This window comes from Dinoroseobacter sp. PD6, assembly GCF_028807315.1.
In the GTDB taxonomy this organism is placed as follows: domain Bacteria; phylum Pseudomonadota; class Alphaproteobacteria; order Rhodobacterales; family Rhodobacteraceae; genus Dinoroseobacter; species Dinoroseobacter shibae.
In genome coordinates, this window is record NZ_JARAMN010000007.1 from 34,149 (window position 1) to 48,524 (window position 14,376).

General features: G+C 68.9%; 14 protein-coding genes. 8 read left to right on the forward strand and 6 right to left on the reverse strand.

Translation table 11 applies throughout. The features are described from left to right. Positions 1-108 precede the first annotated feature (108 nt). Both PVW48_RS12695 and PVW48_RS12700 read left to right on the forward strand, forming a co-directional pair. Complete coding sequence (locus PVW48_RS12695) at positions 109-543, forward strand: DMT family transporter (RefSeq protein ID WP_044027927.1); 435 nt, start codon at positions 109-111, stop codon at positions 541-543. A 35-nt stretch (positions 544-578) separates the two neighbouring features. Then, the gene (locus PVW48_RS12700) at positions 579-1,307 is read left to right on the forward strand and encodes a DUF1194 domain-containing protein (RefSeq protein WP_012179353.1); all 729 of its coding nucleotides are present in this window, start codon (positions 579-581) and stop codon (positions 1,305-1,307) included. Between the two features lie 12 nt (positions 1,308-1,319). On the opposite strand, the gene gloB is transcribed toward PVW48_RS12700, so the two are convergent. Next, the gene (gloB, locus tag PVW48_RS12705; protein WP_274581609.1) at positions 1,320-2,090 is read right to left on the reverse strand and encodes a hydroxyacylglutathione hydrolase; all 771 of its coding nucleotides are present in this window, start codon (positions 2,088-2,090) and stop codon (positions 1,320-1,322) included. Positions 2,091-2,233: 143 nt separating this feature from the next. Here gloB and PVW48_RS12710 point away from each other — a divergent pair, with 143 nt between their 5' ends. Further along, positions 2,234-2,788, forward strand: a complete 555-nt coding sequence (locus PVW48_RS12710; RefSeq protein ID WP_274581610.1) for a hypothetical protein — start codon at positions 2,234-2,236, stop codon at positions 2,786-2,788. A gap of 20 nt (positions 2,789-2,808) precedes the next feature. On the opposite strand, the gene PVW48_RS12715 is transcribed toward PVW48_RS12710, so the two are convergent. The 4 genes from PVW48_RS12715 to PVW48_RS12730 form a co-directional block, all read right to left on the reverse strand. Beyond that, positions 2,809-3,822, reverse strand: a complete 1,014-nt coding sequence (locus PVW48_RS12715) for a cytochrome d ubiquinol oxidase subunit II (RefSeq protein ID WP_012179350.1) — start codon at positions 3,820-3,822, stop codon at positions 2,809-2,811. Positions 3,823-3,826: 4 nt separating this feature from the next. After that, entirely contained in the window at positions 3,827-5,221 is a 1,395-nt protein-coding gene (locus PVW48_RS12720; protein ID WP_274581611.1) for a cytochrome ubiquinol oxidase subunit I, read from the reverse strand. Positions 5,222-5,488: 267 nt separating this feature from the next. After that, the gene (locus PVW48_RS12725) at positions 5,489-5,962 is read right to left on the reverse strand and encodes a pseudoazurin (protein ID WP_274581612.1); all 474 of its coding nucleotides are present in this window, start codon (positions 5,960-5,962) and stop codon (positions 5,489-5,491) included. 238 nt (positions 5,963-6,200) lie between these two features. Beyond that, positions 6,201-6,617 carry a universal stress protein gene (locus PVW48_RS12730; RefSeq protein WP_274581613.1) on the reverse strand — a complete coding sequence of 139 codons (417 nt, stop codon included), beginning with the start codon at positions 6,615-6,617 and terminating at the stop codon, positions 6,201-6,203. Between the two features lie 302 nt (positions 6,618-6,919). Here PVW48_RS12730 and PVW48_RS12735 point away from each other — a divergent pair, with 302 nt between their 5' ends. Both PVW48_RS12735 and uraH read left to right on the forward strand, forming a co-directional pair. Beyond that, positions 6,920-7,909: a type I glyceraldehyde-3-phosphate dehydrogenase gene (locus PVW48_RS12735; protein ID WP_012179346.1), complete on the forward strand. Its 990-nt coding sequence runs from the start codon at positions 6,920-6,922 to the stop codon at positions 7,907-7,909. A gap of 394 nt (positions 7,910-8,303) precedes the next feature. Further along, positions 8,304-8,669 (forward strand): hydroxyisourate hydrolase, encoded by a 366-nt coding sequence (gene uraH, locus PVW48_RS12740; protein ID WP_012179345.1) that lies wholly within the window; start codon positions 8,304-8,306, stop codon positions 8,667-8,669. Positions 8,670-8,721: 52 nt separating this feature from the next. Here the strand turns inward: uraH and PVW48_RS12745 are convergent, their stop codons facing one another. After that, on the reverse strand, positions 8,722-9,726 hold the full coding sequence (locus PVW48_RS12745; protein ID WP_274581614.1) for an aldose epimerase family protein: 1,005 nt from the start codon (positions 9,724-9,726) through the stop codon (positions 8,722-8,724). A 192-nt stretch (positions 9,727-9,918) separates the two neighbouring features. On the opposite strand from PVW48_RS12745, the gene gcvT reads away from it, so the two are divergent. The 3 genes from gcvT (at position 9,919) to gcvP (ending at position 14,342) form a co-directional block, all read left to right on the forward strand. Further along, entirely contained in the window at positions 9,919-11,004 is a 1,086-nt protein-coding gene (gene gcvT / locus PVW48_RS12750) for a glycine cleavage system aminomethyltransferase GcvT (protein ID WP_274581615.1), read from the forward strand. A 13-nt stretch (positions 11,005-11,017) separates the two neighbouring features. Continuing rightward, entirely contained in the window at positions 11,018-11,386 is a 369-nt protein-coding gene (gcvH, locus tag PVW48_RS12755; RefSeq protein WP_274581616.1) for a glycine cleavage system protein GcvH, read from the forward strand. Positions 11,387-11,477: 91 nt separating this feature from the next. Further along, entirely contained in the window at positions 11,478-14,342 is a 2,865-nt protein-coding gene (gene gcvP / locus PVW48_RS12760) for an aminomethyl-transferring glycine dehydrogenase (protein WP_274581617.1), read from the forward strand. The last annotated feature ends 34 nt before the right edge of the window (positions 14,343-14,376 follow it).

Here is a 14,376-nt window from a genome sequence, read left to right on the forward strand (position 1 = left end):
GTCGAGCATAGCCGGGTCTTGTTTCCGACTCCTTGATTTCGCGCAACTTTGCTTGCCGCCACGGCGGGGCGCGGTCAGGATGGGCCGAACGGATCGCGGAGCCCCCAGATGCCCACACACGCCCTTGTCATGCTGCTCGCCGGGATCGGTATCCCGGTGCTGGCGGCGCTCAACGCCCGGTTGGGCAGCCAGATCGGCGCGCCGGCCACGGCGGCGTTCATCCTGTTCCTGGTGGCGCTGTGTGCGACGACGGTGGTGATGCTGGCCACGGGGCGGCAGGGGTTCGACGGGCTTGCGGCCCAGCCCCGGCATCTGTTCCTGGGCGGTGTGCTGGTGGCGTTCTACGTGCTGTCGATCACCTATGTGGCGCCGAGTTTCGGGGTCGGCAACGCGGTCTTCTTCGTGCTGCTGGGGCAGCTGGCCTCGGCGGCGGTGATCGACCATTTCGGCCTGTTCGGCGCGCGCCAGACCCCGTTGGAGACGACGCGGGCGCTGGGTATCGCGGCGATGGCGCTGGGCGTGTACCTGACCCAGAAGGCCTGACTTTTCCGGATCGCGGGGCGCGCTACCTCCAGGGGATGAAACGGATCGCGCTTGGCCTCCTTCTTGCCTTGATGCCGCAGCTGGCCACCGCCGAGGAGGTGGAGGTCGAACTGGTGCTGCTGGCCGATGCGTCTGGTTCCATCGACGCGGCGGAGATCGCGTTCCAGCGCCAGGGCTATGCCGAGGCGATCACCGACCCGTCGGTCCTGGCGGTGATCGAGGGCTCGGCCTATGGCAAGATCGCGGTGACCTACGTGGAATGGGCGGCGGCGGGCACCGAGGACGTGGTGGTGCCGTGGATGGTGATCTCGGATGCGGCGAGCGCCCGGGCCTTTGCCGAGGCCCTGCTGCCGCCGCCGCGCCGGGCCTTCGGGCGCAACGCGATCGGCTCGGCGCTGCTCAAGGGCAAGGAGCTGATCGAGACCAACGCCTATGAGGGCTGGCGCAAGGTGATCGATTTTTCCGGTGACAGCGCGAACAACTGGAACGGGCCGTCCATTGCCGAGGCCCGGTCGGAGGTTCTGGCGGCGGGGATCACGATCAATGGCCTGCCGATCCTGTGCCGGTTCTGCAACGGGCGGCCCAGCGGCGCGGACCTGGAGCGGATTTATGCAGAGCGGATCATTGGCGGGCCGGGGGCCTTCGTCATCACCGCCGATAGCGAGGCGAGCCTGGGCGACGCGATCCGGCGCAAGCTGATCCTGGAGATCGGCGGCTGGGTGCCTGCGGACGCGCCCGCCCGGCGGGTGGCCGGGGCGGACTGAGCGGCGCCCGCGTCAGGAATTGTCCTTGCGGCGGCGGATTTCGGTGAAGACCTCGGCATCGCTGGCCGTTTCCAGGCCCAGATGGGCGCGGATGCGGGTGTCATGGGCGCGCAGGAAGGGGTTGGTCGCCAGCTCTTCGGCGAGCGTCGTGGGCACGGTGGGCTTGTCCTGGGCGCGCAGGGCCTTCACCCGGGCGGCCTTGTCCTTGAGGTCCGGGTTTTCGGGGTCCACGGTCAGGGCGAAATCCGCGTTGGCCTCGGTATATTCGTGGGAGCAGTAGATCACCGTGTCGGCGGGCAGGGCGGCGAGTTTCTGCAGGCTGGCATGCATCATCGGCCCGTCGCCCTCGAAGAGCCGCCCGCAGCCCATCACGAAGAGCGTGTCGCCGGTGAACGCCACGCCCTCGGCGGGCAGGTGGAAGTTGATCATGTCGATGGTGTGGCCCGGCGTGTGGATCACCCGCACCTCGTGGCCGGAGAAGTCGAACCTTTCGCCGTCGCCGTAGCGGGTATCGACCCCGGCAATCGGCGCGCTCTGGGGTTTGGGGCCGATCACGGTGCAGCCGGTTTCGGCCTTGATCTCCGCCACCCCGTCGGTGTGGTCTGCATGGTGGTGGGTGATCCAGATCTCCGACAGGGTCCAGCCGGTCTTCTTCAGGGCGGTGCGCAGGGCGGCGGCGTCGCCGGCATCGACCGAGGCGGTGGCCCCGGAGGACGGGTCATGCAGCAGAACCCCGTAATTCGCGCCCGGTCCGTATGGGTATTGGTAGATTTCCAGTGCCATGGTGGTCCCCCTTGCGTCCGTTCGCGCTCAGACAATCGAAGCGCGGCCGGTTTGGCAAGGGGCCCCGCGGCGCGGGTTTCCGCCAGGGGTTTGCCCGGGGCTGGCCGTGCCGTAGGCTGGGGGCGGTCACGGGGAGGGACGGGATGCGCGCAGGATGGGGCGGTTTGGCGGTGGCGGTCTGGGGGGCGACGGCGGGGGCGGTGGTGCTCGACGGGCAGATCCTGCGCCAGAGCGGCGCGGGCAGCTTCGTGAAGCTGGAGACCAGCCCGGGGTTTGCCGTGGGGGCGGACAATTTCAATACTGATCACCTCTATGCCTTCGACGAGGACCAGAACATCGCGCTGGCCGCGCCGATCCGGGTGGATATCGGCGGACAGGATGGGGTGATCCCGGCGGGGCAGGTGGTGGCGAGCCATTACGTGTTCTTCGACAGCATCGACGGGGTGCAATACGGCTATGTGGAGTTCGACGCGCCGATCCTCGGCATCGCGGCGCAGCCCGGGACGATGGACGCGACGGATTTCCTGGCCAACACGGATGTGACCTATATCAGCACCGACCTGCGCGGGCTGGAGCGGGGCGACGAGGTCTGGATCGACGCGGAGAACCCGTTCCGGCTCTGGGTCTATTGGGCGGGATCGTCGCCCGGCGATTATATCCGGGTGTTCACCGAACGCTCGCCCGCCGCGATGATGTGAGCCCGGCGCCGGGCGGCGGCTCAGTCGTAGCTGAGCGCGCGCGCCTTGCCGCGGAAGATCACGTAGCTGAGCACCGTGTAGCCCAGGATCGCCGGGAGCACGAAGACCGTGCCCACGAGGATGATCAGCAGGCTTTCCGGCGCGCTGGCGGCCTCGTAGATCGTCAGCTGCTCGGGCACCACGTAGGGGTAGAACGAATAGGCCAGGCCGAAGAACGCCAGGATGAAGAGCACGATGGTCGCCGCGAAGGGCAGCCAGGCAAAGCTGTCATCGGCGGTGGGCAGGCGTTTGAGCCCCACGAACAGCAGGCCGATCAGCAGGCAGAACATCAAGGGCAGGGGGGCCAGCAGCACGATCTCGGGAAAGGAGAACCACTTGTCGAAGATGCGCGGGCTGACGAGCGGCGAGGCCAGCGACACCGCGCCCAGGCCCAGCACCAGCCCCCAGATCCCGCCCTTGGACCATTCCACCGCCTTGAGTTGCAGCGCGCCTTCGGTCTTCAGAACCAGCCAGGTCGCACCGATGAAGGAATAGGCCACAGTCAGGAACACCGCCGTCAGGGTGGCGAAGCCCACGGTCCAGACCGTCCATTGCAGGCCCATGATGTAGAGCCCCAGCATGAAGCCCTGGCTCAGCGAGGTCATCATCGAGCCGATGAAGAACGCGTTGTTCCAGGCGCGTTTCTGGGCGGCCGGGGCCTTGGCGCGAAACTCGAAGGATACGCCGCGCAGGATCAGCCCGATCAGCATGATCGCCACGGGCAAGTAGAGTGCGGTGAGGATCGCGCCATGGGCGGCGGGAAAGGCCACCAGGAGGATGCCGATGGCCAGCACCAGCCAGGTCTCGTTTGCGTCCCAGAACGGGCCGATGGAGGCGACCATGCGGTCCTTCTCGGCGTCCTCGGCGAAGGGGAAGAGCACCCCCACGCCCAGGTCGAACCCGTCGAGCACCACGTAGATCAGGATCGAGAGCCCCATGAGGGCGGCAAAGGTCAGCGGCAACCACTGGGCCGGGTCGGAGAAGATCGCGCCCATGGTCCTACTCCGCCGGGGTGATGGCGCGCACTTCGGCCTCGCCCGAACGGGGCGTGTCGAAGATGCGGGTGGGCTCGCCCTTGGCCGCCTTGGCCGCGAGATAGGTCAGCACGCTGATATAGCAGAAGATCAGCGCCGCGTAGACCGCGAGATAGGCCAGAAGCGTGCCCAGCACCATGCCCGCGGGCACGTCCGCCACCGCGTCGGCGGTGCGCAGCACCCCGTCCACCAGCCAGGGCTGGCGGCCGATCTCGGTGGTGTACCAGCCCGCCAGCGTGGCGATCCAGCCGGAAAAGCCCATGGCGACGAAGCCGTAGAGCATCGGTTTGGGCAGGCCTTCGATGCCGCGGCCCCGGCGCATGAACCACATCGCGGCCCAGCTCATCACCAGCATGGCCATGCCGGTGGCGACCATCACCCGGAACGACCAGAACACCTTGGCCACGGGCGGGTGCAGCACCTCGCCGTCCTCGGTGACGAAGTCGTTCAGGCCGGGGATCTTGCCGTCGAGCGAATGGGTCAGGATCAGCGAGCCGAGATAGGGGATGGCGATCTCGAAATCGTTCTCGCGGGTTTCGGCATTAGGCAGGGCAAAGAGCACCAGCGGCACCGGGCTCTTGTCGCCGTCCCAGTGGCCTTCCATCGCCGCGACCTTGGCGGGCTGGTGTTCGAGCGTGTTGAGCCCGTGCATGTCGCCCACGAAGATCTGCACCGGGATCAGCAGCGCGCCCAGCGTCACGCCCGTGCGCATCGCCGCGCGCACGCCGTCGGAGCGGTCGCCGCGCAGCCAGCGGAAGGCCGACAGCCCCGCCAGCAGGAAGGCGACCGTCAGGCCCGAGGCCAGCAACGTATGGCTGAACCGGTAGGGCAGGGACGGGTTGAAGACGATTTCGAGCCAGTTGGTGGCATAGGCCACGCCATCGCGGATCTCGTACCCCTGGGGCGTGTGCATCCAGCTGTTCAGCACCAGGATCCAGAAGGCGGACATGGTGGTGCCGAAGGCCACGAGGAAGGTGGCCAGCGTATGCAGCCAGGGCGGCACACGGCTGACCCCGAAGAGCATGATGCCGAGGAACACGGCTTCGAGGAAGAAGGCGGTCATCACCTCGTAGGCCAGAAGCGGCCCGGCGATGTTCCCGACATGCTCCATGAAGCCCGGCCAGTTGGTGCCGAACTGGAACGACATGGTGATGCCCGACACCACGCCCATGGCGAAGCTCAGGGCGAAGACCTTCACCCAGAAGCGATACGCCTCCATCCATTTGCCGTCCCCGGTGGCCTGAAAGCGCAGCTTGAAGAACAGCAGCACCCAGCCGAGCGCGATGGTGATCGTCGGGAACAGGATGTGGAACGAAATATTCGCGCCGAACTGGATGCGCGACAGGATCAGTGTGTCCATCGGGAACTCCGCGGGAGGGCTAGGCTCGGGTCTTCGGGTCTTGAACCTGAGTTAGCCTTGCGGCTTTGCGGGTCCAGACGCCCCGGGTGCGACCCGCTGTCCCGTCCTGTGGCCTGCCTCCGGGCGCGCGCAGCGGCGCGGATCGGAGTCGGGCGGGGCCAGCCGCGGCGCGGCCCCGGAGGTTTGCGCGCGCGCCCCGCCTCGCCGCGGGCGTCGGCCATGGGCCCGCAAGAGCGCGGGCGCGGGGGCGGCCGGCCCGCGCCTGCGTCAGGAAATGGCGAACTCCATCTCCGCGACTTCGGCCCAGATCTCTTCCCAGACCTTCGCGGCGCGCCCGCGCTGTTTGACGCCTTGCGCTGCTTCGAGATTGGCCATCATGCCCGCGCCCTCGACGATCACGAGACCGACCATGCCGGTGGCGGCGTGGGGTGTGCACTTGTAGCCATATAAGCCGGGCGTCGGGAAGGACACGACGATTTCCTCGTTGATCTTGCCGTTCCATGCCTCGGCGCCTTCGGGGAGCATCCCGTCGATCGAGGCGCTGTTGTGGCTGGGATCGGTGGCGGCGAATTTCACCGTGTCGCCGGGCTGCACGACCACGATCCGTGGCGAAAACACCATGCGCAGCCTGGGGTTGTCCGGGTCCTTGTTGAGCATTTCCACCACGGTCTGCGACTGTGCGAGGGCCGGTCTGGCGACCGAAACCGCCGCCGTGGATGCAAGGAAGAAACGCCGTGTCATGCGCGAGGTCATGGCAAGCTCCTGTATGGGATTGTGGTTGGAAAGCGTGCGTTCGGCGCCTTCGGCGCGGAGCTGGCGGTCGACAATTACCAGACCCGCGCGCGAAGTCTACAAAAATTGTCGGAAATAGGGGGTGTCGCGCGCGCCGTGTGCGCGTGGGCCCATGTCGCGGCCGCGCATAGGTCCCGAACGCCCCCGGCCCGGCCCGTTCGGGCCACGGCCGGACGACGGGGCCGCGTCAGCGCACCACGGTCACCGTGATCGGGGCGTGGGTGGCGACGTAGCCGGCGTTGGAGGACAGGAAATACTCCTTCAGGCCCGGCATGTGGGTGGCCATGACGATCAGGTCGGCCTTGGTATCGCGGGCGGCCTTGAGGATGTCGGCGCCCACGTTCAGGCTCAGATCGCCGCGCAGGGTGACATGGCCGCGGGTCTTGATGTCATGGGCCAGACCCTGGTCGGCGGCGAATTGCGCGAGCCGCGCGCCGGCTTTCTGCCCTTCGGTGCGGGTCGAGGTCGTGGGCACGGCGTCGACCACGTCGACATAGATCACCTCGGCCCCGTGGGCCTTGGCGGTCTGTCCGGCCAGATCGAGCGCCTTTGTCAGCTTGTCGGCGTTGTCGAGGTCCACGGGGACCAGAATGCGTGTGTACATGGGGGTGTCCTCTCTTGCGCCTCAGCATAGCGCATCGCGGGGCGGTGTCGCTGATCTCGGTCAAAGGGCGCTGCGCCGCCCGTGCCGTGGGCCGGGCGGTGTCGTGCCGGGATATGCCGGTCGGATTGGCGCGGCGCAATCGGGGGCAGGGGCGCCTGCGCGGATGGCGGATCTCTCCGACCCGTCCGCGCAGGTGCCGCTGCCGGTCTCGGGGAAGGGGCATGGCGGGTATCCGGCCGATGGACAGGGCGTCTTGCGCGGGCTGCGCGCTTGGGTCATGTCAGGGGGCGAGGAGGCCCCCCATGCGACAGTACAATGTGATCATCAACGGGTTCGGTCGGATCGGCCGATCCGTCCTGCGGGCCTGGCTCCGCGGTGGCTGGCCCGGGCTGCAGATCGTGGGCGTGAACGATATCGCGCCGCTGGAGACCTGCGCCTATCTCTTCGAATACGACAGCGTGTTCGGCCCCTGGCGGGGCGAGGTGGGCATGGAGGCCGGGGCGCTGGTGGTCGACGGGCGGCGGATCCCGTTCTCGACCGTGGCGAACCTGCGGGACCGGGACCTGTCGGGGGTGGACCTGGTGATGGAGTGCACCGGGCGCGGCTCGGACCGGGCCTTTGCCGAACGGGCGCTGGAGGCGGGGGCGGCGCGCGTGCTGGTGTCGGGGCCGTCGCTGCAGGCGGACTGGACCCTGGTGCTGGGCGCCAATGACGCGGAGCTGGGGCGCGGGCACCGGATCGTGTCGAACGCGTCCTGTACGACCAATGCGGTCGCGCCGTTGGTGAACCTGCTGGACCGCGCGTTCGGTATCGAGACCGGGCACATGACCACGGTGCATTGCTATACCGGCAGCCAGCCCACGGTGGACATGCCGATGGACACCCCGGTGCGCAGCCGGGCGGCGGCCCTGTCCATGGTGCCCACGACCACGAGCGCCCAGGCGCTGACCGACCTGGTGCTGCCGGGGCTGGCGGGGCGGATCCAGGGGGCGGCGGTCCGGGTGCCGGTGGCGTCGGTCTCGGCGGTGGATCTGAGCGTGATGCTGCGCGCGCGGCCCGGGGTGGCGGCGGTGAACGCGGCGCTGGAGAAGGCCGCGGGCGGGATCATCGGGGTGACGGGCAAGCCGCTGGTGTCGTCGGACCTGCGCCAGCGGCCCGAGAGCGTGATCATGGCGACGCGGGAGACCCAGGTGAGCGCCGGCGGGATGGTGCGGGTGTTCGGCTGGTACGACAACGAATGGGGCTTCGCGAACCGGATGCTCGACGTGGCCATCCGGATGTCGAAGTTCTGAGCGGCGCGGTGCAACGGTCTTCGAAGACCGTTGGCCCGGTGGCAGGTGGCGCGCGTCGGGCCGGGCGCTGCGCGTGCGGCGCGGTCCGGTGCTGGTCCGGGCATCGTGACCAGAGGCCTGGGCCGGGCGCGGCAACGATCTTCGAAGATCGTTGGCCCGGTGGCCGAGCGCGCGCCTGCGCCTGCGCGAGGCGTCCCGCCCGGGGCCCGTTGTCCCTGCCCCTGGCGCGGTGCGGGGGGCAAGATTTCCCTTCCCTTCGGGGTCGGAATTGCGCCTACTGCCAAGCGACCCGCAGGGGCTCTACCGGCGCGGGGCGTGACCCGATCCTGGGGCCGGAGCGCTGTGGCGGCGGTCTGCCGCGGAGCCGCCTCGGGACCACAGGAAGGGGAGCGCCATGGCGCAAGACACAGGTTATCTGACCACCCATGTGCTCGACACCGCGCGGGGCGTGCCGGCGGCGGGGATGCATATCGTGCTCTACCGGCTGGACGGGACCATGCGCGAGGTGGTCGCCGCCAAGCACACCAACAGCGACGGGCGCACCGATGGCCCGATCCTGCCCCAAGCGGAGTTCCGCACCGGTGTGTTCGAGCTGCTGTTTCATGCGGGCGACTACCTGCGCGACACCGGGCAGGCGGGGGCGGAGCCGCTCTTTCTCGACGAGATCCCGATCCGCTTCGGGATGAGCGATCCGGGGGCGCATTACCATGTGCCGCTGCTGCTCTCGCCCTTCTCGTTCTCCACCTATCGCGGCAGCTGAGCCCCGGGCCGCGCGAGGACGCCCGCAGGGCGGAGGAGCGGCGCGGCGGGTGTCAGGGGCGGCGGAACCGCCAGCGCGTGTGCTGGTGATAGGGGTGATCGGGGCCGATCTCGATCGGCGGGAAGCCCGCATGGTTCGCCGCGTCGGGCCAGCCCTGCGCCTCAAGCGCGATGGCCGCGAAGCGCAGATAGGGCGCGCCCGCATGGCCCGGATGGGGCGCGGTGGTGAAGGTGCCCAGATCGAAGACCTGCAACCCCGGCTCGGTGGTGGACATCTCCATCTGCACGCCGGAGGTGCCGGTCAGGGTGCAGGCATGGCTCAGGGGCCGCTTGGCATCGGCCAGCACGTAGTTCAGGTCGAACCGGTTCTCGGGGCCCGGGTCGAACGCGCGGGGCCTGCGGAAGTCGAACCGGGTGCCCGCCACCGCCATGACCTCGCCCGTGACCATCAGGTCGTCGCCGTTCACCGTCACCCTGTCCGCCGCGATCTGCAGCGTATGGCCCGCGATGCTGTCGGAGCCGTCGAGGTTCCAGTAGCTGTGATTGGCGATGTTCATCAGGGTCGGGGCGTCCGTGGTGCCGATCACCACCAGGTCCAGATCGGCGCCGTTCACCCGGTACTCGGCGCGCAGGGTGCGGTTGCCGGGAAAGCCCGATAGCCCGTCCTGCAGCACCGTCTCCAGCAGGGCATGGGTCGGACTGCTCTCCAGCAGGTGCCAGACCCGGTATTGCGGCCCGTGGCTGCCGCCATGCTTGGTATGGGCGCCGTCGAGATTGGCCTCGAAGGCGTGGCGCTGGCCCGCGATCGGGGCGGCGGCCCCCTTGATCCGGTTCACCACCGGCCCCATCAGCGCGCCGAAGCTGTTCATTGCCCCGGCATAGGCGGCCAGATCCGCGGTCCCGAGGGTCAGCGGCTGCGCCACCCCGGTCAGGCGCACATCCTGGATCACCGCGCCCCAGGTCAGCAGCGTCACCCGCAACGCGTCGCTGGCGAGGGTGATCGCGTGGACCTGCGTGCCTTGGGCGGTCTTCCCGAACGGGGTGATTTCTGCGGACATGGGGCCTCCGGACGTGGTTCGGGCCAAGATGGGCGCGGGCCGCGGGCGGATGCAAGCGCCAAGGGCGCGGTAGTCGGTTCGGGCAGGCGGATATTTCGCCGCGCCCGCCTTCCCGGCTTGCACGGGGGGGCGTGTTTCCGATAGGAAACCGGCACGGATGTCCCCTTGGCGACTCACCTCGGAAAGCGCCCCATGTTGAAGAAAACGCCGCTGCACCCCCTACATCTTGAGTTAGGCGCAAAGATGGTGCCCTTCGCCGGGTGGGAGATGCCCGTGCAGTACCCCACGGGCATCATGGCCGAGCATGCCGCCTGCCGCGAAGGCGCCGCCCTGTTCGATGTCAGCCACATGTGCCAGATGGAGATCACCGGCGACGACCCGGCCGCCGCCCTGGAGCGGCTGGTGCCCGGCGGCATCACCAGCCTCGCCCCCGGGCAGGCCCGTTATACCCAGCTGACCACCGGGGCGGGGGGGATCTATGACGACCTGATCGTGACCCGCGATCCCGGGGGGCTCTATGTGGTGGCCAACGCCTCCATGGCGGACCAGGACGTGGGCCTGCTGCGCGCGGGGCTGCCCGATTGCACCCTTCGGGTCATCGAGGACCACGCCCTGATCGCCGTGCAGGGCCCCGCGGCAGCCGCGCTGGTGGCCGGGCTGGTGCCCGCGGCGGAGGATCTGCGCTTCATGCAGAGCGCGCAGGCGGCGTGGGACGGACAGGATCTGCGCCTGTCGCGGCTGGGCTATACCGGCGAGGACGGGTTCGAGATCTCCCTGCCCGCCACCGCGGCGGAGGCCTTCGCCCGGGCGCTGATCGCCGGGGGGGCCATGCCCGCCGGGCTGGGCGCGCGCGACACCCTGCGGATGGAGGCGGGCCTGCCGCTTTACGGCCAGGATATCGACCAGGGCACCTCGCCGCCCGAGGCGGGGCTGGGGTTCTCGATCCCGAAGCGCCGCCGCGCCGAGGGGGGCTTCCCGGGTGCCGCGCGCATCCTGGGCGAGCTGGCCGACGGTCCCGCCCGCCGGCTGGTCGGCCTGCGCCCCGAGGGGCGCGCGCCCGTGCGCGCGGGCGTCGAGATCACCGCGCCCGACGGCACACCGCTCGGCACCGTGACCAGCGGCGGGTTCGCCCCCACGCTCCAGGCGCCGATCTCCATGGGCTACGTGACCGCCAGCCACGCCGCCCCCGGCACCGAGATCCACGTGATCCTGCGCGGCAAGCCCCAGCCCGCAACGGTCACCCCGCTCCCCTTCGTTCCGCACCGCTACAAACGTTGAAAGGCCCCGCGCGATGCCCACAACATACTACACCGATGACCACGAATGGATCGAGGTCGAGGACGACACGGCCACCATCGGCATCACCAAACACGCCGCCGAGCAACTGGGCGAGGTGGTGTTCATCGAGCTGCAGCCCGAGGGCGAGACCTTCGTCAAGGGCGACGAGATCGGCGTCGTCGAGAGCGTCAAGGCCGCCTCGGACATCTTCGCCCCGGTGACCGGCGAGATCGTCGAGGCCAACGCGGCGCTGGTCGAAACCCCCGCGGAGCTCAACGAAGATCCCGAGGGCAATTCCTGGCTCTACAAGATCAAGCTGAGCGATCCGGGTGAGCTGTCCGAGCTGCTGGATGCCGAGGGCTACGCCGCCTTGATCGGGTAAGGCCGCGCCCCTTATCGTTCCGGAAATACGCCCGCCCGAGGCGGTCCCGACCCCGCCTCAGGCCCCCGCCGCTTCGCGCAAGGAGACCACCATGGGTTTTTCGCTGACGGACTACGCGCCCTACGATTTCGCCAATCGCCGCCATATCGGCCCCTCGCCCAAGGAGATGGGACAGATGCTCGCCACGCTCGGCGTGCCGTCGCTGGAGGCGCTGATCAACGAGGCGCTGCCCGAGGGCATCCGGCGGCGCGATCCGCTGGCCTTCGGCCCGGCGCTGAGCGAGCGCGACACCCTGCACCGGATGCGGGAGCTGGCGGACAAGAACACGGTCCTGACCTCGCTGATCGGGCAGGGCTATCACGGCACGCACACGCCGCCGGTGATCCTGCGCAACATCCTGGAAAACCCGGCCTGGTACACGGCCTATACCCCCTACCAGCCCGAGATCAGCCAGGGTCGGCTCGAGGCGCTGCTGAACTTCCAGACGATGATGGCGGACCTGACCGGGCTGCCAATCGCCAATGCCTCGTTGCTGGACGAGGGCACCGCGGCGGCCGAGGCTATGGCCATGGCGCAGCGCGCGTCGAAATCCAAGGCGCGCGGCTTCTTCGTGGCCGAGGATTGCCACCCCCAGACCATCGACGTGATCCGCACGAGGGCCGAGCCCCTGGGGATCGAGGTGATCGTGGGCGCGGTCGACGCGCTCGACCCCGAGGCGGTCTTTGCCGCGCTCTTCCAGTACCCGGGCAGCTACGGCCATGTGCGCGACTACACGAACGTGATCGCGGCCCTGCACGGCGCCCGCGCGCTGGCCATCGTGGCCGCCGATCCGCTGGCGCTGACCCTGCTGAAATCGCCGGGCGAGATGGGGGCGGATGTGGCCATCGGCTCGACACAGCGTTTCGGGGTGCCCATGGGCTTCGGCGGCCCGCACGCGGCCTACATGACCTGCACCGACGCGCTGAAGCGGTCCATGCCGGGCCGCATCATCGGGGTGTCGGTGGATGCGCGTGGCAACAAGGCCTACCGGTTGTCGCTGCAGACGCGCGAGCAGCATATCCGCCGCGAGAAGGCCAATTCCAACGTCTGTACCGCGCAGGCGCTGCTGGCGGTCATGGCGTCCATGTACGGGGTGTTCCACGGGCCCGACGGGCTCAAGGCGATTGCCCAGACCGTGCACCGGAAAACCGCGCGCATGGCCGACGGGCTGACCGAGCTGGGCTTCAAGGTGGACCCGCAGGACTATTTCGACACGATCACGGTCAAGGTGGGGTCGATGCAGGGCGTGATCCTCGCCGCCGCCCTGCGCGAGGGCGTCAACCTGCGCAAGGTCGGCACGGACCGGATCGGGATCACCCTGGACGAGCTGACCCTGGGCCGCACCATCGAGGCGGTCTGGCGCGCCTTCGGGGCCGAGGGCATGGTCTATGACAAGACCCGGATGGTCTATCACCTGCCCCAGGAGATGCTGCGCGAGAGCAGCTACATGACCCACCCGATCTTCCACATGAACCGCGCCGAGGCGGAGATGACCCGCTACATGCGGCGGCTGGCGGACCGGGACCTGGCGCTGGACCGGGCGATGATCCCGCTGGGGTCGTGCACCATGAAGCTGAACGCGACGGTCGAGATGCTGCCGCTCACCTGGCCGGAGTTTGCCAACCTGCACCCGTTCGCCCCCGCGGACCAGGCGGCGGGCTATCACGAGATGATCGCCGAGCTGTCGCAGATGCTGTGCGATGTGACGGGCTATGACGCGATGTCGATGCAGCCCAATTCCGGCGCGCAGGGGGAATATGCGGGCCTTCTGGCCATTCGCGGCTATCACCGGGCGCGGGGCGAGGGGCATCGCAATATCTGCCTGATCCCGACCTCGGCCCATGGCACCAACCCCGCCAGCGCGCAGATGGTCGGCTGGAAGGTCGTCGTGGTGAAATCCGCCGAGAACGGCGATATCGACCTGGAGGATTTCCGCGCCAAGGCCGAGCAGCATTCGGAAAACCTGGCCGGCTGCATGATCACCTATCCCTCGACCCACGGGGTGTTCGAGGAGATCGTGCGCGAGGTCTGCGACATCACCCATGCCCATGGCGGGCAGGTCTATATCGACGGGGCCAACATGAACGCCATGGTGGGGCTGTCGGCCCCGGGCGATCTGGGCGGCGATGTGAGCCACCTGAACCTGCACAAGACCTTCTGCATCCCCCATGGCGGCGGCGGTCCGGGCATGGGGCCGATCGGGGTGAAGGCGCATCTCGCCCCGCATCTGCCGAGCCATGCGACGGCCACGGGCGCGGGGTTCGGCGACGCGGGGGCGGTGGCGTCGGCGGCCTATGGCAGCCCGTCGATCCTGACGATCTCCTACGCCTATTGCCTGTTGATGGGGGGCGCGGGGCTGACCCAGGCGACCAAGGTGGCGATCCTGAACGCCAATTACATGGCCAAGCGGCTGAGCGCGGGCTTCCCGATCCTCTATGCCAACAACAAGGGGCGGGTGGCGCATGAGTGCATTCTCGACACGCGGGTTCTGGACAAGATCGCGGGCGTTTCGGTCGAAGACGTCGCCAAACGGCTGATGGATTGCGGCTTTCACGCGCCGACCATGAGCTGGCCCGTGGCGGGCACCCTGATGGTGGAGCCCACGGAGAGCGAGCCCAAGGCCGAGCTCGACCGGTTCTGCGATGCGATGCTGGCGATCCGGGAGGAGGCGGACGCGATTGCCGCGGGCACCCTGGACGCGGAGAACAACCCGCTCAAGCGCGCGCCGCACACGGTCGAGGATCTGGTGGGTGACTGGGACCGCCCCTATAGCCGCGAGCAGGCCTGCTACCCGCCGGGCGCGTTCCGGGTCGACAAGTACTGGCCGCCGGTGAACCGGGTGGACAACGCCTATGGCGACCGCAACCTGGTGTGCACCTGCCCGCCGGTCGAAGACTACGCCGAACCGGCGGAATAGGTCGGCCCGGGCGCCTTCAGGGCCGTCTCCGGCG

Bases quoted from the DNA above. Each gene is read 5' to 3' on its own strand.
- PVW48_RS12695 (WP_044027927.1), top strand. From the start codon at position 109: ATGCCCACACACGCCCTTGTCATGCTGCTCGCCGGGATCGGTATCCCG.
- PVW48_RS12700 (WP_012179353.1), top strand. From the start codon at position 579: ATGAAACGGATCGCGCTTGGCCTCCTTCTTGCCTTGATGCCGCAGCTG.
- gloB (WP_274581609.1), bottom strand. From the start codon at position 2,090: ATGGCACTGGAAATCTACCAATACCCATACGGACCGGGCGCGAATTAC.
- PVW48_RS12710 (WP_274581610.1), top strand. From the start codon at position 2,234: ATGCGCGCAGGATGGGGCGGTTTGGCGGTGGCGGTCTGGGGGGCGACG.
- PVW48_RS12715 (WP_012179350.1), bottom strand. From the start codon at position 3,822: ATGGGCGCGATCTTCTCCGACCCGGCCCAGTGGTTGCCGCTGACCTTT.
- PVW48_RS12720 (WP_274581611.1), bottom strand. From the start codon at position 5,221: ATGGACACACTGATCCTGTCGCGCATCCAGTTCGGCGCGAATATTTCG.
- PVW48_RS12725 (WP_274581612.1), bottom strand. From the start codon at position 5,962: ATGACACGGCGTTTCTTCCTTGCATCCACGGCGGCGGTTTCGGTCGCC.
- PVW48_RS12730 (WP_274581613.1), bottom strand. From the start codon at position 6,617: ATGTACACACGCATTCTGGTCCCCGTGGACCTCGACAACGCCGACAAG.
- PVW48_RS12735 (WP_012179346.1), top strand. From the start codon at position 6,920: ATGCGACAGTACAATGTGATCATCAACGGGTTCGGTCGGATCGGCCGA.
- uraH (WP_012179345.1), top strand. From the start codon at position 8,304: ATGGCGCAAGACACAGGTTATCTGACCACCCATGTGCTCGACACCGCG.
- PVW48_RS12745 (WP_274581614.1), bottom strand. From the start codon at position 9,726: ATGTCCGCAGAAATCACCCCGTTCGGGAAGACCGCCCAAGGCACGCAG.
- gcvT (WP_274581615.1), top strand. From the start codon at position 9,919: ATGTTGAAGAAAACGCCGCTGCACCCCCTACATCTTGAGTTAGGCGCA.
- gcvH (WP_274581616.1), top strand. From the start codon at position 11,018: ATGCCCACAACATACTACACCGATGACCACGAATGGATCGAGGTCGAG.
- gcvP (WP_274581617.1), top strand. From the start codon at position 11,478: ATGGGTTTTTCGCTGACGGACTACGCGCCCTACGATTTCGCCAATCGC.